19 protein-coding genes are annotated in these 18157 nt (G+C 48.4%); 4 read left to right on the forward strand and 15 right to left on the reverse strand.

Going from position 1 to position 18157, the window contains the following annotated elements:
* Positions 1-12: 12 nt before the first annotated feature.
* The gene (locus tag HPY31_RS23095) at positions 13-1416 is read right to left on the reverse strand and encodes a sigma-54-dependent transcriptional regulator (RefSeq protein ID WP_172142613.1); all 1404 of its coding nucleotides are present in this window, start codon (positions 1414-1416) and stop codon (positions 13-15) included.
* The gene (atoS, locus tag HPY31_RS23100; protein WP_172142614.1) at positions 1416-3239 is read right to left on the reverse strand and encodes a two-component system sensor histidine kinase AtoS; all 1824 of its coding nucleotides are present in this window, start codon (positions 3237-3239) and stop codon (positions 1416-1418) included. The genes HPY31_RS23095 and atoS overlap by 1 nt, the downstream gene beginning before the upstream one ends.
* Positions 3240-3307: 68 nt before the next feature.
* Between atoS and HPY31_RS23105 the strand changes: the two genes are divergently transcribed.
* The gene (locus tag HPY31_RS23105; RefSeq protein WP_172142615.1) at positions 3308-3778 is read left to right on the forward strand and encodes a low molecular weight protein-tyrosine-phosphatase; all 471 of its coding nucleotides are present in this window, start codon (positions 3308-3310) and stop codon (positions 3776-3778) included.
* Between the two features lie 26 nt (positions 3779-3804).
* Here the strand turns inward: HPY31_RS23105 and HPY31_RS23110 are convergent, their stop codons facing one another.
* Complete coding sequence (locus tag HPY31_RS23110; protein WP_172142616.1) at positions 3805-4623, reverse strand: alpha/beta hydrolase family protein; 819 nt, start codon at positions 4621-4623, stop codon at positions 3805-3807.
* A 201-nt stretch (positions 4624-4824) separates the two neighbouring features.
* On the opposite strand from HPY31_RS23110, the gene HPY31_RS23115 reads away from it, so the two are divergent.
* Positions 4825-5208 carry a winged helix-turn-helix transcriptional regulator gene (locus HPY31_RS23115; protein ID WP_016738875.1) on the forward strand — a complete coding sequence of 128 codons (384 nt, stop codon included), beginning with the start codon at positions 4825-4827 and terminating at the stop codon, positions 5206-5208.
* Between the two features lie 581 nt (positions 5209-5789).
* Here HPY31_RS23115 and motB read toward each other — a convergent pair.
* From motB to HPY31_RS23155, 8 genes are all read right to left on the reverse strand, one after another.
* The gene (gene motB / locus HPY31_RS23120; RefSeq protein WP_012684608.1) at positions 5790-6599 is read right to left on the reverse strand and encodes a flagellar motor protein MotB; all 810 of its coding nucleotides are present in this window, start codon (positions 6597-6599) and stop codon (positions 5790-5792) included.
* Complete coding sequence (gene motA / locus HPY31_RS23125; RefSeq protein WP_172142617.1) at positions 6592-7407, reverse strand: flagellar motor stator protein MotA; 816 nt, start codon at positions 7405-7407, stop codon at positions 6592-6594. Before motA ends, motB begins: the two co-directional genes overlap by 8 nt.
* Before the next feature lie 90 nt (positions 7408-7497).
* A complete protein-coding gene (locus HPY31_RS23130; protein ID WP_016738872.1) occupies positions 7498-8229 on the reverse strand; it encodes a ZIP family metal transporter in 732 nt (243 codons plus the stop codon).
* A gap of 61 nt (positions 8230-8290) precedes the next feature.
* Entirely contained in the window at positions 8291-8827 is a 537-nt protein-coding gene (def, locus tag HPY31_RS23135) for a peptide deformylase (RefSeq protein ID WP_172142618.1), read from the reverse strand.
* A gap of 4 nt (positions 8828-8831) precedes the next feature.
* Positions 8832-9074 carry a helix-turn-helix domain-containing protein gene (locus tag HPY31_RS23140; RefSeq protein ID WP_172142619.1) on the reverse strand — a complete coding sequence of 81 codons (243 nt, stop codon included), beginning with the start codon at positions 9072-9074 and terminating at the stop codon, positions 8832-8834.
* 111 nt (positions 9075-9185) lie between these two features.
* Positions 9186-9788 carry a flavin reductase family protein gene (locus HPY31_RS23145; protein WP_172142620.1) on the reverse strand — a complete coding sequence of 201 codons (603 nt, stop codon included), beginning with the start codon at positions 9786-9788 and terminating at the stop codon, positions 9186-9188.
* A 103-nt stretch (positions 9789-9891) separates the two neighbouring features.
* A complete protein-coding gene (locus HPY31_RS23150) occupies positions 9892-10677 on the reverse strand; it encodes an ankyrin repeat domain-containing protein (protein WP_172142621.1) in 786 nt (261 codons plus the stop codon).
* A gap of 234 nt (positions 10678-10911) precedes the next feature.
* Entirely contained in the window at positions 10912-12639 is a 1728-nt protein-coding gene (locus HPY31_RS23155) for a methyl-accepting chemotaxis protein (protein ID WP_172142622.1), read from the reverse strand.
* Positions 12640-12815: 176 nt separating this feature from the next.
* Here HPY31_RS23155 and solA point away from each other — a divergent pair, with 176 nt between their 5' ends.
* Positions 12816-13958, forward strand: coding sequence for an N-methyl-L-tryptophan oxidase (solA, locus tag HPY31_RS23160; RefSeq protein WP_172142623.1), 1143 nt, complete (start codon positions 12816-12818; stop codon positions 13956-13958).
* Positions 13959-14005: 47 nt separating this feature from the next.
* Here the strand turns inward: solA and HPY31_RS23165 are convergent, their stop codons facing one another.
* Entirely contained in the window at positions 14006-14836 is an 831-nt protein-coding gene (locus tag HPY31_RS23165; protein ID WP_172142624.1) for a protein-glutamine gamma-glutamyltransferase, read from the reverse strand.
* A 585-nt stretch (positions 14837-15421) separates the two neighbouring features.
* On the opposite strand from HPY31_RS23165, the gene HPY31_RS23170 reads away from it, so the two are divergent.
* On the forward strand, positions 15422-15811 hold the full coding sequence (locus HPY31_RS23170) for a hypothetical protein (RefSeq protein ID WP_172142625.1): 390 nt from the start codon (positions 15422-15424) through the stop codon (positions 15809-15811).
* Positions 15812-15972: 161 nt separating this feature from the next.
* Here the strand turns inward: HPY31_RS23170 and HPY31_RS23175 are convergent, their stop codons facing one another.
* From HPY31_RS23175 to HPY31_RS23185, 3 genes are all read right to left on the reverse strand, one after another.
* Complete coding sequence (locus HPY31_RS23175) at positions 15973-16884, reverse strand: DMT family transporter (RefSeq protein ID WP_172142626.1); 912 nt, start codon at positions 16882-16884, stop codon at positions 15973-15975.
* A 125-nt stretch (positions 16885-17009) separates the two neighbouring features.
* Positions 17010-17708 (reverse strand): LrgB family protein, encoded by a 699-nt coding sequence (locus HPY31_RS23180; protein ID WP_172142627.1) that lies wholly within the window; start codon positions 17706-17708, stop codon positions 17010-17012.
* Positions 17686-18075: a CidA/LrgA family protein gene (locus HPY31_RS23185; RefSeq protein ID WP_172142628.1), complete on the reverse strand. Its 390-nt coding sequence runs from the start codon at positions 18073-18075 to the stop codon at positions 17686-17688. The genes HPY31_RS23180 and HPY31_RS23185 overlap by 23 nt, the downstream gene beginning before the upstream one ends.
* Positions 18076-18157: the final 82 nt, after the last annotated feature.

Below are 18157 nucleotides of genomic sequence, written 5' to 3' on the forward strand. Positions count from 1 at the left end.
CACTTCAGGTGATTAGTCTCTTTCCCCTATTGCTGAATCCAATCCGTACATTTGCAGCTTGTAGAGCAGTGCCCGCCGTGATATGCCTAGCCTTTTCGCTGTCTGTAGCTTGTTGCCGCGTTCTTGGCGCAAGGCATGGGCAATTGCTTCCTGCTCGACTTGGGCAATGATTTCCCGCATGGTTCGTCCTTCATAGCTGATTTTGCCATGGCCAGGGGGCTGTTCGCTCATCTTGTTATCCTGAATGGGGGATAAGACATGCTCGTGACCGATAACTGCTCCTCTGGTCAAAACAACAGCCCGTTCGATCGTATTCTCCAGCTGACGCACATTGCCTGGCCAGTGATAGGCGATTAGCGCTTCCGTGGCAGCAGCAGACAAGCAAAGGTCATGCTTCCCTGCCTCTTTTCCATATTTAGCGAGAAAGTGACGGATTAGCAGAGGAATGTCCTCTTTTCGCTCACGAAGCGGCGGCATGCGAATCGGAACGACATTGAGCCGGTAGTAGAGATCCTCGCGGAAAAGTTCCTGGCGAATTCTTTCCTGCAAATCACGATTAGTGGCAGCAATCACGCGAACATCAACCGATATAGCCTCGATGCCCCCTACCCGAATAAATACGCGATCCTGCAAAAACCGCAGCAGTTTTACCTGCAAAGAAAGGCTCAGTTCTCCTACTTCGTCAAGGAACAGAGTACCTCCATTCGCAAGCTCCAACAGTCCTTGCTTGCGATGAACGGCCCCTGTAAATGCACCCCGTTCATAGCCAAACAACTCGCTCTCCAGCAAATTTTCAGGAATCGCGCCGCAATTGACAGGAATGAGTGGCTTGTCCGCCCGCGGGCTATTGGAATGGATTGCTCTTGCAATGAGCTCTTTGCCTGTTCCGCTCTCCCCTTCAATCAAAACAGTGGCTTTAGACATCGCTACTTTTCCCACTAGCTTGTACACGTTTTGCATAGCCGGACTCAGGCCAATCAAGCTGGTTCTGTTTGGATTCGCTTGCTCTTCCTGTAGGACTTTCCCGACTTCGCCTTGCTCAAGCAGTTCTCCCTGTGTGAGTGCATGAGCAACGACTTGTTTGACCTGCCCCAAGTCAAATGGCTTTTGCACATAATCAAAGGCTCCCAGCTTCATTGCCTCCATGACATCACTGGCGGAACCATAGGCAGTCATCATCACGACTCTCGGGAGCCTTCCCTTTCTCTCGTTCAGGCGGCGCAACGTATCCATGCCGTCTAATTGAGGCATACGCAGATCCAAAAGCATGACTTGCGGGCAAAAGCGTTCGACCTGTTCCAAAGCCTCTACTCCACTGCCAGCCTCCAAGAGCTCGTATCCCATTTTGCGTAGCGTAGTTGACAATGCCCTTCTCACATTGGCCTCGTCGTCTACGATCAGCACTTTGCTCGTCATCACAATCCTCCTTTTGCCCGAATCGGCAGTATTACAGTAAAACAAACGCCTTCGGGGGTATTTTGAGCAAAAATATGTCCGCCATACGCTTGCACAATCCGTTGGGAGATCGCCAGTCCCAGTCCCGTACCTGTTTGCTTCGTCGTGAAAAATGGTTCGAATATAGCCAGCAGATTTTCTTCCGCAATAGGCGGACCTTCATTCGTTACCCGGACATGCACATCATTATTTATGTTTTTGATTTCAATCTGGATACGACCTTCCATAGGCTTTGCTTGCAGTGCGTTGTGCAATATATTTAAAAACACCTGCTTTAACAATTCTGGTGAAGACATCACGGCAGGAATATCCTCGTTATACACAAGCTGCACATTCACTCCGTTGAAGCCCTCGGCATGTTCCATCAGCTTGAGCGTGTGCTGGATTACCTCTTGCACGTGCACAGGTACGTTCGACTCTTCATTGGGACGAGAAAATAACAAGAGCTCGTCAGTAAAACGGTTCAGACGCTCGACTTCCTCCACAATAATCCCTGTGTATTCCCGAGAGCCATGGTCTTTTGGCCATTCCTCCTCGATGATCTGGGCGAAGGCTTTGATAGCCGTCAACGGATTGCGCACCTCATGGGCAATGCTAGTTGCCCACTCACCTATGACCGCCAGCCGCTCAGCTTGCGCCAGCCTTGACTCCATCCTCTGCCATTGTGTGCGATCCTCCAGCACGACAATCGCCCCCAGCACTTCCTCTGTCGTATTTTTCCAAATGGAAGAGCTGACCTTTAGCCAGAGCACGCCCCTGTCCGGATGCTGATGGCGCCACATTGCATCCCGGATCGCTTGACCGTTTTGCAGCGTATCCAACAGGATATGAAGAAGAGCCTCACTCTCTGTAAAAACTTCCGTGTAATGCATCCCATTTGCTCGACTGGACGTGAAGCCAATCATGTGTATCGCTGTCTCATTCCATGCAATCAGGTGCCCGCTCTGATCCAACGCGAGGACCCCACTGTCCATGCTATTCATGATTGTCTCCGTGCGGCTACGGCTAGCCTGCAAATCACTCGCCAAATTGTTGATCGCACCTGCAATTTCTCCAGGCTCTCCGTCCATTTTCCTCAAGCGAAAGGAAAGGTCCTGGCTAAGCCGCTTCAGCCCTGACTTGATCTCTGACAAAATCACTTCAAAGCGATGGACGAGCAAACCGCTGGCCGCTGCTGCGATCATACAGCCAATGCCCAAAATCGCATAAATGCTTTGTCGCATTCCCGCGAGTTGTATATCGATCGTAGACATGAGCTCATTTGCCCAAGCATAGCCGATCACTTGATCATTGCGAATGAGTGGAACCATGGCGTTCATGATGTTGCCACGTACTTGTTCGCCGATTACTACATCAGTCTGCCGCGTCTGCATGACACTGCGACCCGGGTGAGTTTCGCTAATCGATTGTCCTATGTACAAGCTCATTTCATTGCTGGGTCCATACGTCACGATGGAATCGAGAGCTGCGGAATAATACCCGACGCCAATTCCCGGGTGGGCTAGAGCAATCCGATCTGTAAGCGGTTGCATTTTCTCGTTTAATGCTTGAAGCTTATGCTCTTTTTCCGCCTTTTCTAATCCAGCTTCCACGACGATCGTGTCAAAATCTTTCGACAGCGCAAAATCCAGCTGCTGCGTGATGGCGATTAGCTTTTGTTTCTTTTCCGCCAGTAAAGCCTGCTCTGCCGATTTTACCAATACGATTCCGGTGATGATAATCGGTAAAACGGTGACAACAATGACAGCCATGACAAAACGTATGCGGTACAGATATGTTTTCATTGCAGATTGCCTCCTTATGGTATTCTAACATACAGAAGCATCACACACAGGAAGAGAGGAACGTATATATGACAACCGTTTTGTTCGTTTGTCTGGGCAATATTTGCCGCTCGCCCATGGCAGAAGCCGTATTTCGCCATCTCGTAGAGTCTGAGGGATTGACAGGGGAAATCTCCATCGACTCAGCGGGGATCGGTGGCTGGCACGCAGGTGAACCTCCGCACAAAGGTACACAAAAAGTGTTGACCGAGAATGGGATTGCCCATGACACACTGCGTGCTCGCCAAATTGTCACACAGGACTTCTCGGAGTACGACTATATCATCTGCATGGATGAGGAAAATTTGTCCGCACTCAAGCAAATGGCGCCTTCAGGGAAAAAGGTGTACCGTCTGCTCGACTTTGCCGATTCTGCCCAGGAACAAAATGTGGAAGACCCTTATTATACGGGGCGATTCACGTATGTGTATGACCTGGTGAATGCGGGTTGCCGCGGGCTCTTGAACGAAATCAAAGCCAATATCGCAAAAAAGGGATAGCCCGTCACCAGGGCCATCCCTTTTTCTTATACGGCAACCGTCTCCTTCTCAACCAGTCGATTCAACCAGCTCCTCGTACTCGCAATCAATCGCTTGTAGCTGTCCGCCGAGGAAAAGGTATGATCTCCCCCTACAACTACTTCTGTTTCGCAACTCCCCCGTCTCCGCAGATGCAGCTCTCGCTCATAATGAAACATGGCATCCACCGCAATGACGTCATCCCGATTGCCATGCAGGATTAACACATCTCCCTCAAACTGCTTGGCTTGACGTAGCGGGAGAGCAGTACCGAGCGACTGAAAAAAGCGCTTCTCCAATCCGTAGCCCAAATGATCCGTTTTGCCGTATGAAAGTGCTTCCTTGTATTCCTTTTCCCCCACGATCCGAACGATATCATCGAAGGGACGTGCTACTGGTGCCCATAGAATGAGGGAGTGTATTCGTTTATCCTGGCTCGCTGTCAGCACACTGACCGCACCACCCAAACTATGCCCTAGCAGGCACACACGCTCCTGATCTACCTGTTCCAGTGTGAAAACATGGTCGAGAACATCTCGTGTTTGTGCAAGCAAAACATCCAAACCACCAGCCCCATAATCGCCATCGCTTTCCCCGCAGCCTCCGTAATCGAAGCGCAGTACGCCAAAACCGTGTGAAGCTAATTCTCTGGCAGCTTTTACAAATAAGCGGTTCACTCCAATCCGACTGCCGATAAAGCCATGGCAAATGACAACCAACGGGTATTTCACTCTGGTCTTGCCTGTTGTGCATGTAGGTTCATGCAGGGTAGCCGTCAACGAAATCGTGTCGCTGGGTATTTGTAAAATCCGTTCCAAAGAACTCACCTCTTTTATTTTTAGTATTCCGAGTTGTTTACTTAGTTATTTTTTTATTATCTGCATTTTCATGAACGCTGTCAAGATGAACCGGAAAACTCAATGAAAAATCATCCTGTACGGTTTATGATGGAGGGAACGTGTCGCAATATAAGAGTGTTTGCTTTGCTAGAGCTGTTGCACCGAAGATAGAATTGTGAGGAGAAAACTATGTCCGATTTGCGGAAAGAAACCTTGGAAAAAATCAAAAACGGCGATTTCACCTGTTCCAAGGAGTTGACCTTGTCTATGTTCAGCGGAAAATGGAAAGTCGTGATCCTGTGGCATTTAGGGGTAGAAGGCCCGCATCGCTTCAGTGAGCTGCAACGGCTGTTCCCAAAAATCACTCATAAAATGCTGACGAATCAGTTAAAAGAGCTAATCGAAGACGGAATTGTTCACCGGGAAGTATACCCGGAGATTCCCCCGCGCGTGGAGTATTCCATGACGGAGTTGGGGATGACCCTGCTGCCCATTGTGGAAATGATGTATGAGTGGGGCGAAATGCGAATGGGGCAGTTGAAGCTGGAATTGGGGGAGGCGTCCTTTGACTAGCTGTTGTGGTGGGGAGGAAACCGGAGAAAACGCTCGGATTCTTGGAACACCTGCGCGGGAGCTGGGGGTGCCCGGCTCCGTGAAAAAAAGAGAAACCGCGTCCAAAGTCGATGATCCAGGAGGCTTCTCAGAGGTGGACGCTAAAGGCAGTTTCTCTTTTTTTCACTGCGCCTCGGTAGGTGTGTCCAAAGATCTTCGCTGTTTTCTCCTGTTTCCTCTGCGAACTGTTCGGAATTCCACCTTCTTTTAATAAAAATGAAATAGACCTCATGAATGCTGCTTTCAAGAAGTAAACACTAGCTACTTGGGAAGAAGCACATTTCCAGTCCTAGCGCCTCTGGAGCCCTACCAAGCTCCGAAATAAATGGCGGGGGTTTTCAGCTTCAACCTCTGCGAATACATCCTCGAAACTCTACTTTTGAAGCGCTCCCGACATTTATTTCGGAGCGGACAGTCCAATCCCGCAGAGGGGCGTAGGCCGAAGCGTAGACTGGAAATGGGCTTCTTCCCTACCACTACAGCTACTATAAACTATAAATGAAAAAAGGATAGCCTCCCGAGGAAGCTATCCTTTTTTGTTATTACGGATTCAAAGTATTTTTCGGAGGAGAAGCCAGATCACGCAGGATCGCTACCTCTACCCGTCTGTTTTTCGCTCTGCCTTCATCCGTCGTATTCGGCGCTACCGGATGGTATTCTCCCAAGCCTGTCGCGCTGAACTTCGTCGGGTCCAGATTCTTGTTTTCCAGAAGCACCTTCAAGAAGTTAACGGAACGTTTGGCACTAAGATCCCAGTTGGATGGGAACTCTGCCCGGCGAATCGGCACATTGTCCGTATGACCGGTTACAGTCACTTTTTTCGGGTGCGGAACCAGCATTCCTGCCATTTCACTCGCAAGCTTTCTCGCTTCCGGTTTCAGATCAGCTTTACCAGAGTCAAACAACGCATTGTCCAAAATGGTGATCAGCAGTCCTTCATCGGTCAGCTTCGTCTGGAGCTTGTCCTGAAGTTTATTTTGCTGAATGTATCCGTCCAGCTTTGTCTGTAGCTTTTTCAAGTCCTCTGTCTCTTTGCGGACCGCTTCTTCCAGACGCTTTTCTTCTTCTGTCTTCTGTTTTTCTGCTTCCTGTGCGCCTTTGTGCAAGGTTTGCTGCTGAAGCTGCGGGTCTAGGGGTACCGGGCTTGGGTAGTTCATGACTCCCGTACCACCGTTAATTGCAACGCTGAAGGACCGAACCATTTGGTCGAACTTCTTCGCATCCATCTCGCTAGAGGCGAACAACACGATAAACAAAGCAAGCAGAAGGGTAAGCAAGTCCGCGTATGGAATTAGCCAAGACTCGTCCATATGCTCTTCATGATGAGCATGTCTCTTTGGTCGCTTAGCCATTTACCGCAGCTCCTTCCTCCCTCTTCTCTTCCTTCATTTCTTCTTTCATTTCCGCACGCTCTTGGTATGGAATGTAAACCAGTAGCTTTTGCTCAATCGCAGTCGGGGATACACCCGCTTGAATGGAGAGCAATCCTTCGACCATGATTTTTTTGATTTCGATTTCTGCCTTTGATTTGCGTTTGAGCTTGGTCGCGAACGGGTGCCATAATACGTAACCCGTGAAAATACCGAGCAAGGTTGCTACGAACGCAGCCGCAATCGAGATACCCAATGCATCGATGTCACTCAAGTTACCCAAGGCAGCAATCAGACCCACAACCGCACCCAATACCCCGAGTGTCGGAGCGTAGCTTCCCGCTTGGCTAAAGACAAGGGCCCCCGCCTGATGGCGCTCTTCAATGGCGTGAATTTCTTCATTCAGAACATCGCGAACAAAATCCGGTTCCCCACCATCAATGATCATTTTCATACCGTTACGCAGAAATGGATCTTGAATTTCATCAGAAGTGTTTTCCAGTGCAAGCAATCCTTCGCGACGAGCGATGGAAGCCCAGTTCATAAACTGACCGATCAATTCTCTTTTTTCAGGGAGCTTTTGTTCTTTAAAAATTATCTTGAAAAGGGCTGGAATACGCTTCATTTCCGACATGGGAAACGCGTTGAAAAGGGCAGCAATAGTACCTACGATGATGATCATAATTGCTGCTGGATTCAGTAATGACATAGGACTTGCATGCTTCAAGATCATCCCGACCACTACTGCGACAATACCTAAAACTATACCTATCAAGGTAGACTTTTCCATCGTGACACTCCCTACTTCCATAATCGAAATCTATCTATATATGGTTTCGGAATTTTTGCGCTCACTTGTGAGGCTTTTCGAAAAAAACGCTCATCCGAATGACTGAACTAGTCCAATCATGACCAAAAGTCCTAGGATGAACGAAAAAGTTGCGGAACGAGCATGACCATCGCCATGACTTTCGGGGATGAGTTCCTTGTAAACGATAAACAACATCGCGCCTGCGGCAAAGGAAAGCCCATATGGCACCAACCCGTGAACCACGGAGGTCAAATAATAGCCACAGATCCCGGAGACGATTTCGACTGCTCCGGTCAGCGTTGCTAACAGAAAGGCCTTGAAACGACTGACCTTTTGATTGATCAGGAAGAGGGCAACCAGGAAGCCTTCTGGGGCATTTTGCAGACCGATTGCAAAAGATATCAGTCCACCCAAGCCAGACTGTTCACTCGAATAGCTCACGCCCACGGACAGGCCCTCTGGTATATTGTGCAAGGTAATCGCTGCCAAGATCAGAAGCGATTGCGAATCCATCGAAATGTTGATTCTCGTATGCTCCAGATCGATATGCGGGATAATGCTTTCCAACACCGTAAGCATCAATGTTCCGGTAAGCACTCCCAAACAAACGATAATAAATGGCGCGCTCTGAAGTGCCTGTGGGATCAGACTGAATGTCGAGGCAGCCACCATAATTCCAGCCGTAAACGCCAGCAATATATCCCGCCATCGATGTGATACCGACTTAAAAAAAAGGATAGGCAAGGCGCCCACACCTGTAGCCATGGCAGATAGAAAGCTACCTATCAGTAGTTGTTCCATGTATGTTCCTCCACGTAATAATGCCGCTCTTCAGATATCCGGAACAAACGGCCTTCTACTATCATATTTCCCGAATGGGAACGGTACGCCTTTTTGTTAGGCGGATCACATCCAGCACATCGACTTTTTGTCTGGTTTTTTCATGATACAGCCATTTTTCCTGAACATGATCCACAAATAAAATTCCGTCTAAATGATCGATTTCATGCTGCATACAAACAGCAAGGAATCCGTCTCCCTCAAGGATCATCTCCTCGCCTTGTCTGGTTAATGTCTTAACCTTTACATGCTCGGCTCTCTTTACATTGCCATAGTAACCCGGAAAAGATAAGCAAGCTTCCATTCCGATTTGTTCGCCACTTCTTTCGATGATTTCTGGGTTAATGAGCTCAATTAATCCATCTCCGCAATCCATGACAACTACCCTGCGAAGAATGCCTATTTGAGGTGCGGCAAGGCCAGCACGGCCGTCCGAGGCATATAAGGTTTCTGCCATCTCATCCAATAGCTTGAACGTTTTCTCATTCAGCTCTTCCACTGGCTTGGCTACTTTGCGCAGAATCGGGTCTCCAAAAGGCAAAATCTGTTTCACTGCCATATTTTTATGCTCCCTCCACTCTATTAGGCGGTGTATATGCCCACAAGTCATTTGGTGTACACTCCAGAGCTGTACAGAGTGCATCAAGTGTCTCGGTTTTCATTTGTTTGGGCTGACTGGTTAGTAAAGCGCTGATGGAGGCTGGAGACAGACTGTAATTTGCTTTCTCTTTCAACAGCCTTGCTAGAGCAGCTCCCGTCCAAACTCCTCTTTCTGCCATTACTTTTCGCAACATCCAGACAAGCATCTACTCACCCCCCATTTTTCGGTACTAGCTAACTTTATTAGGCAACACCTAATATATCATATGTTGCATTCCAAAATCCAAAAACGCCAAAAACTTGGCGTTTTTGACGTTCTACGTTTCTGATCGATATGTTTTTCCCAACTGATCACCGAGACCAAAATAATGGCGGAAGTTGTAGATCAGCGGATTCCACGCTTGGGGGTTCACGTGATGAGCACTCTGTACAATCTGTTTGTCTGCATGGACGTGACGCACTTCTGTCTCTACGATCGCAAACATGTCGGCATATTCCGGAAAACGGATGGTGCGAACGACTGCTTCGAGTTGAAGCGGGCATTCTCCCACTCGCTTTGGACGAACAATAGCAGAGTCAACAGGAGTCAAATTGGCTGCCTGAAACTTATTCGCTTCAAAGCGGAAGCCCAGCTCCCTTTTATAGTCGGGTACGGGATTGCGGCCTGTTAGCGGAGCCAACGCTTCCACTTGCTGCCACATCGAGGCATCCGGCAAATTGATAACACACTCCGGACGCTGAAGCAAATTTTCCAACCCATGCGAGCCGAACCCGAGCCCCAGAATGACAAAATTTCCTAATGCCCATGACGATGAAATGGGACTGATATTCGTCGAACCATCTTCATTTTCAGTCGTCAACAGGACAACGGGAGTTCCGTAATACAAAATCTTCGGTTGAATGGTTGTATGGCTTGTCATGAACATAGCCTCCCTTGACTAGAATCAATCTTGCTGCTACTTATTCTAGTCGAGGAATAATTCCATCGCGCTCGAAGTGTGCATGTAATCTTACCTCCGCATATTAGCGTGCTCCTGCTTTTTGGAGGATTTGTACAATCTCGTGATAACCTCGTTCTTTTGCACGATATAGAGGTGTTTTCCCTTCGCTATCCGGGATGTTTACATCAGCGCCGTGGTCGATTAGCAATTGGACCATCTCTTGTTGTTTTTTTCCGCCATCGTTCAATACGATTGCTTCCATCATTGCTGTCCAGCCCGGATTGTTCACATGGTTGACGTCTACATCCGTCCGGGTAAGAAGTTCCTTTGCTACTTCCACATACCCATGTTCTGCCGCTGGTATCAACGGTGTTCCTCCGAAGCGGTTGTAAATCTTCGTATCTGGACCTGCATCGATTACCAGCTTCAATATTTCTAGGTATCCTTCTGCTCCTGCATACAAGAACGGGTTACCTTGCCGGTCGTCCTGAATATTGATGTCAGCTCCTGCTTTAATGAGGACCTTCACTGTTTCCACATGGTTGCCGTGTGTTGCCGCCATCGCCGCTGTTCTTCCACGATCATCCTGTGCGTTTATCTCAGCCCCTGCTGCCAAGCTAGCCTTGACTTCATCGGTTTTGCCCTCGGCTGCTGCAAAGAGCAGTTTTTTGTTCAGTTCTTTCACTTCTTCTTGAGATAGAGTTGGTTTTTTCCCTGGTTGAGATTGTTGCTGTGGTGGCTGTGGTGTGGCTGGCTGTTGTTGGTGCTGCTGTGCGGTCGTTACAGCCGGGGCTGTTGTGGACGATTCATCCATGCAGCCAGTCAGCAACATTCCGAATGGAATTGCAGTGAGGATGATTTTGTACATTCGGCACCTTCCTCCTTGGTATGTCATTAGATATAGTCCTAAGCCCGGTTGCGTACTGAGCTTAGATTGCCTGTTAAACCTCTGAATTCATCGTAGTCCGTAGAGATAAACTCCTACTAAACCTGTTCTTAATGAACTATTTCCTAAAGATTAACTTTTTCTAAAAAAATGACAATGGAAAGAAAAAAACGCCAATCACGTTGGCGTTTTTGCGTTCGTTTACACGGTATATACCTATACTTTGAAACGGCGAATCATGTGCTGCAGCTCTTCTGCCATATTGGAAAGAGCTGTTGCCGACGAAGCGATTTCCTCCATCGAAGCGAGCTGCTGCTGTGTAGCAGCGGAAACGTTTTGCGTGCCATCGGCAGTCAAGTCGGAAACTTCGCTGACCAGCTCCATCGCTTGTACGACCTGTTCTGAATGGGCGGACACTTCCTGGGCAGATGCAGACACATCGTGAATCTGGTCGGCTACTGTGCCAATCGAGTTCTGAATTTGACCGAAGGTTTCGCCCGCACGATGAACGACGCGAATTCCTTCCTGTACTTCCCGTGTGCCTGTTTCCATCGATTCGACCGCGACTTTTGTATCTGTCTGAATCGTACTGATCAACTGCGCGATTTTATGGGCGGACTGAGCCGATTGCTCTGCCAGCTTCCGTACTTCATCTGCAACAACCGCAAACCCACGTCCATGCTCTCCTGCGCGCGCTGCTTCAATCGCAGCATTGAGGGCGAGCAGATTGGTCTGATCCGCGATGCCTGTAATCACCTCGATGATCTCTCCAATTGCTTGAGAATGATTGCCCAGACCGTCTACCACGGATGAGAGCTCACGCATGGAATCGTGGATCGCATTCATTTGTTGAACGGCTGCCTGAATCGACTGGTTCCCTTCTCCTGCCATGTTGGCGACTTCGCTCACCATATTGGATGTTTGCTGTGCGTTATTTGCGATTTGACGAATTCCTCGTGACATATTATCAATGGATTTCGACCCATTTTCTACACTCGCTACCTGGCGATCAACGCCTGCTGCCACTTCTTGAACAGTAACAGCAATCTGTTCAGTGGCCCTGCTCGTCTGATCTGCACTTGCCGTCAATTGCTCAGCCGATGCAGCTACCTGGTCGGAGGTTCCACCTACCTGACGAATGACCGTAGTTAAACTGCTAGTCATCTCATTGAACGAATTCGCCAGATCCAAAATCTCGTCACGACTTTTGACAACCAATGGCTCCACACGTAAATCACCATCAGCCACTTTCTTCATCTCTTCCATCAAACGCAAGATCGGTCGACGGATGCTTGACGTCAGTACGACAGCTAGCGCCACACACGCAATGATAGAGATAACCAAGCTAATATTCAGATCCCGCTTGACTGATTCATACAGTTGCGCACTTTCCGTGCCAGCGCGTTGTGCTCCTTCACTGTTATTCGTCATCATGGCATCCAAATATTTCTTGCGTTCTACAAACAATTCACTGCCTTTTTTCTTGATGCGCTCCAGCTCGGCCATGTCTGCATCGGTAGCCGGTCTTCTGATGTCGACCTTTTTGGCGATTGCCACGTATTGCGGACTGAAATCCTCGTATTTTTGCAGCGCCTGCTTCAATCCTTCAAAATTGTTACGGTCCTCTTCACTGGAAATCGTTTTTTCATAGCTTGCCAATAAGCCGTCCATATAGGCAAATTGGTCATCGACTTGCTTTGCGTACTTATTCTTGGCATCCATGTTCTCTGTCGTAAGCATGGTTTGCGTAACTCCGTAAACGGTTTCCAGCGTCATGTTGATCTTCAAAATATCTTCCAGACCTGGGCGCCACTTCGTATTCATTTCCACCATCTTCTGATTCATTTGGTCCATCTTGACAATGGTCGTGATCCCCATAAACAGCATAATGACTAGGATCAGCGCGTACGCACTACCCAATTTTTTTCCGATCGTCCATTTCATTTCGTAAACACCACTTTTCTTGACATATGATGATAGCGTAATCTCCTTTTCCCTCCCAACTGATGGAATAAACCTGATTGCACACAAAAAAATGGATCTTTACACAAAAAATTAAAATCCACAATTCAGAAAACTCCTGTAAGATAGATGAAAATAAACGGAATGGAGGACGGTTGATGCAAAACTACGACGTCATTATTGTGGGAGCAGGATCGATGGGAATGGCAGCTGGCTACTATCTGGCGAAGCAGGGCGTGCGCACACTCTTGATCGATGCCTTTGATCCCCCACACACGATGGGCAGCCATCATGGGGATACCCGTATCATTCGCCATGCATACGGAGAAGGAAAGCAGTACGTCCCGCTTGCGTTGCGGGCGCAACAGCTGTGGTCAGAATTGGAACAAGCATCCGGCATACCGATCTTCGCCAAAACTGGTGTTTTGAACGCTGGACCCCTGAATTGTACCTTCCTGAATGAAATTCGGGAGAGCGCCGAGCAGTACTCCCTGCCCTTAGAGGTACTCGCTGCCGATGAGGTCATGCAACGCTGGCCAGGAATCCATCTGCCTGCTGATTACTACGGTTGCCTGGAGCCTACCTCAGGTGTGCTTTATTCCGAAAACGGAATTCGCGCCTATCGAGAGCTTGCCCTTGCCTCAGGAGCTACGCTGTTGACGAACACGCCAGTCACGCAGTTGGAGCCAGCAGGAGATGGGTTCATCGTACATACAGAATCTGCCAGCTACCACGGCGATAAAGTCCTTCTATCAGCCGGTGCTTGGAATGGTTCTCTCCTGGACTCATTGGGCTTGTCCATCCCGCTTAAGCCTACACGCAAAACGGTCGCCTGGTTTGGTGCAGATGAGAGCCAGTACAGTGCAGATGGCTTTCCCGCTTTCATCTTTTGCCTTCATGACTCCATGTTCTACGGATTTCCCAGCTTTGAGGGCGCTGGTGTAAAAATCGGACGCCATGACGGAGGACACGCCATCGATCCTGATAAACTGGAACGAACCTTTGGCACCTATTTGTCGGACGAAGGCGATGTTCGCTCTTTTTTGGAAACGTATATGCCTGGAGCAGCCGGACCATTGCGACAAGGCAAGGTATGCATCTACACCATGACACCGGATGAGCATTTCGTCATTGACCGTCATCCTGAACATCCACAGCTTGTATTTGCAGCAGGCTTTTCCGGGCACGGTTTTAAATTCGCCAGTGCGATCGGGGAAGCGACCAGTCAACTGCTGGTAGAGGGAGCTGCTTCCCTTGACCTGTCTATGTTTTCTTGGAAGCGATTTTCTTGTCCAGCATAAGTGAAAAAGCCTCTCGCCACATTTCTGGCAGGAGGCTTTTGTTTGTTTTACCACTCCCAAGACAAAGAACCGATTTGCGCTGTAATTCGACTGCTCGCTTGTATGGGATGGCCGAAAACTTGCATGGTAGAACGACCATTGTCGTAGGGAAACAGGTAGGCGAAACCAGGCCGAGTCGCCTGATTGACCGGATAGGCAGACCTCATTGCTCCCTCTCTTCGCTGTTCATTCAAAAAGGCTACCATCTCACTTGCTCGTTTGATCCCCGCACCATGTCCGTAATACAATCCATTGCCGAGCACTACTGCATTTTCTCCTTGCCACTGAGGTGTCTCACGATCGTAATCAGGATTGGCAAAATAAATCACATCACCAGGCAAAAAGGTATTTGTCCTTATGGTTTGCAAGTCCAAATCCTGATCGTACCGCCAGTCATATAGCAAGATGTCCGAAAACATTCTCTCAAAATCCGGTAAACGAATGGACTGTAGGACTGCATGATAAATGATAATGACCATCGCCGTAGCGCACTCCGTGGCGTATTTTTGACCCTCTCGAAAAATATTGATAATCCCGCTGGATGGTAGCACTCCAGGTCGCAAGCGGAATCCGCCTTGATCAGTTCGAATCCAGTAAGCTGGATTGGCACGAGATTCTTCAAAAGTAGAAAAGGACAGGCCGCTTTCGTGCAGTGCCAAGGCAGACCTCACCAGATGATCACGCACTTTCAGTTCAAATTGCAGGAGCTCAGGAGTTGGATATTCAAATGTTTCATCACTACGTGCCATAATCGCTACCGTTTCACGCTGTACCGGATTTAATCCCCATTCCGCTGCCAACGAGGCGGGATTAGCTGGTCTCCCCGCTATGACAATCATATACAACCTCCCCTTCACACACTGTCCTTCTTATATGTATGCGAAAGCCTATGTCCACGTGATCGACTAAAAACCAGCAGATAAGCACGGAACATAGTGGTGGAGAAGAAAAAGCACAGTTCTCTTCGACTCTGACACGCCAGCAGGGGGATTCACTGGACGTCTCCACTACAAAAAGGGGACCGTCGAGCCAAAGCCACCCTACGGGCGGAAGATTCTCAAGGGAGAAGTGTTCGACAAGCGTGGTCTCCTTTTTGTAGTTCCGACTGGGTAGGCGTTGTCAAGGTCTGCGAGCCCTGTGCTTTTTCTTCTCACGAGCCTTGTGGGGTGGTCGTTACCTTCTAAAAAACTTGCACGTTGTGCTCATTGAAAATAGAGTAATAGACTGGAATCCTTGATATGGCCGGAGTTCTTTCACGAAAAATCTTCAGATGTACTTACTCTCAGGAGTGACTATTCTCATTTCGTAAAAACTGAAACAAACCTCCCATAATTGTGAGGGTTGAGGTTTGTTTTTACTCTATTGCTATCAATTTTTTCTGATACAATGACTTCATCCTATAAGAAAGGTTGGTATGGGTAGTAATGAAGAATGAAAGTCAACCTTACACGGATTTTGGAGAAATGTACCGAGATATCGATTTCGCAGCAGAAGCTTACTACAACGAGTTTTTTCATGCCTACAAGACGGATGGGCGATTCCCCGAAGTATATACGCCCGAGCAAACGAAAAGAGCTTCTAGTGCCATCCAACTTCTTCAACGCTTGGAATGGGAATGGAACCCGGTTCGTTTACTGGCATTACTATCGACAGTAGGTGCTGCCCTAGGAATCGGACGCCCTATACCTGTTTTGGATTTTTGTACAATGATTGAAGGTATGAATCTAATAGCTTCTCCATATGCAGACTACTATATTGAAAAGAAAGACATTCTTATAGCTACGTTGGAGATGTTTGCAAATGAGGAACCCTAGAAGTTAAAAAGCACGTTATACCGTTAAACCCCGCCTCGACTCTGATAGAGCTTGTGGCGGGGTTTGGCAATTTGCAGAGTGCCTAATTTGCACTCTGGTAAATTATAAATGCCTATTTACAAAAAATCCCCGCCTGTTTAACCAGACGAGGGATTTCTTTTTTAGCCTTGTGCTTGCTTGACTGTATGTGGTGTCGGGGTCGAGACGTGCTTTAAACGCGAGAACATATAGCAGCCGACAATGACGATTACACTGCCGAGTAATTGGATGATGGTCATACGCTCCCCGAGCAAAAGAAATGCGAGAATAGCCGTAAAAATAGGATTGAAATTGAGGAACATACCTGCTGAGGTTGCGCCGACCTTTTGTACACCGACATTCCACAACACCATGCTAACGACAGTTGCCATTACACCAACGTAGAACAGCGACAGCCAGAACGTCCAGTCTGTGTTGCTGATTGTAAATGTGGTGATATTAAAGGGCAGCATCAGCGCAACACCGAAAATCCCCGCGTACAGTGTGGACATCATCGGCGAGACCGTTTTCATCGCCCAACGTGCGCATACGGAGTAAATCCCCCACATGGCGACAGCGGCGAGCATCCACAAATCGCCCGTGTTGAAGTGCAACTGGGACAAGTGTGCGAAGTCTCCTTTGGTCATCACCACAAGCACGCCTGTAAACGAGACAAGCATCGCGACAATCTGCAATGGTCGAATTTTATCGCCCATCAGCAAAAAGGAAAAAATCGCGATCGAAACCGGATTGAGCGTGGACAATAGCCCGACATTGGTCGCATCTGTCCGCTCAAGTGCCCAGAACATGAATAAATTAAAAAGTGCTACGCCAGTAACACCCATCACGATCAAAGGAAGAAGTGCTTCTCGCGTTGGCAAAATTCGCTTTTCGCGTATCCAAACAACTGGTAACAAGCAAACAACAGCAATAAGCCAGCGCAAATTGGTCAGCGTCAAGGAAGACGCGTGCCCGATAAGAAATTTTCCAACAACAAAATTTCCTCCCCAAAGGAAGCTGGTACAGAGTAATAGGACGATATACAGCGGTCTCATGATGCCTCCTGCCATGTTGAAAGAGTTATGGAGCTTTTATTTGTCCTCTATCATACACCTTTCGCCAGCATTTGGGCGGTCATGTTACACTTCCATTTTTATCCTTCCACAATCCGTACCTTCCTTCACACAGCCAGCCACGACATAATCACGGGCAGCAAGGTAAACGCCCACACTACGGTAATCATTGCTCCGGCGATCACAGCCAAAGTCGCACTGCTTCCTTCTGTTTCCCCACGCTCAAACGCTTTTACCATCCCCAACGCATGTGCACCCATTCCGTACATCAAACCGATGGAAACAGGATGTCGGAGCCTCATTCTCTTGATGATTGTGGGAGCCAAAAAAACGCCTGCGAAGCTGGTCAGCATGCCGAATACTGCCGTCATCGTCGGCATACCGCCAATCGCCTCGGTTACGCTCATCGCAATCGGCAGGGTAATTGAGCGAGGAATGACGCTAATCGCCGCTTCTTTTCCCAATCCAACGAGCATCGTCGTGGAAACACCTGCAATGATGGCAATGAGGGAACCCGTAGCAAGGCTCGTCAAAATCATCCGGCGATGCGCCATTAACACCGACCAATTTCTGTACAGTGGAATCGCAAACGCCACTGTGACTACACTCATCATTTCACTAATGAGCGAGGTCGCTTCCCTGTACACCTGATAAGGAATGCCTGCGAAAAGCAAAAACAAAATCAAGCCAATCGGCGCCAAAATGGCCGGAGAAAATAGCAGAGACGGTCTTTTCTTGTTGAACCGTTTAGCTGCATAGAAGAAAACGAGTGTCAGGAGCACGCTAGACGTTTTCCACAGGATCATGCTGTTTCACCTCTCCACGATTGAACATGCGCTCAGCAACAACACCTGTCGAAATCATCACAAGCGCACAACCGCTCACGACGACCACAAGCACCAACAATCCTTTTATCCCTAATAACCATGGATACTGCATCATCCCGACCAACGATGGTACGAAAAACAGGATCATCTGCGAGAATAACAGAGTCGCTCCTGCCTCAACCCACTGTAGACGAATCAAGCCGGTATACAGACAAATGAACAAAAGCGCGAGTCCGATCAGACTGCCGGGAACAGGAAGGTGAAAAAACGAGGTCACCCATTTCCCCAGCCAGGTGAAGCCGAACAAAAGCAAAACTTGTGCGATGATGGAGAACCATCTTTTCATCGAGACCACCCCGTTGCTCTACAAAGGTTGTTCAAAAAGTCACTGTTTGAACGAGTTACCTTCATTCTAAGCCGTCTCGATT

The sequence above is a fragment of the Brevibacillus sp. HB1.3 genome (genome assembly GCF_013186635.1).
Classification (GTDB): domain Bacteria; phylum Bacillota; class Bacilli; order Brevibacillales; family Brevibacillaceae; genus Brevibacillus; species Brevibacillus brevis_D.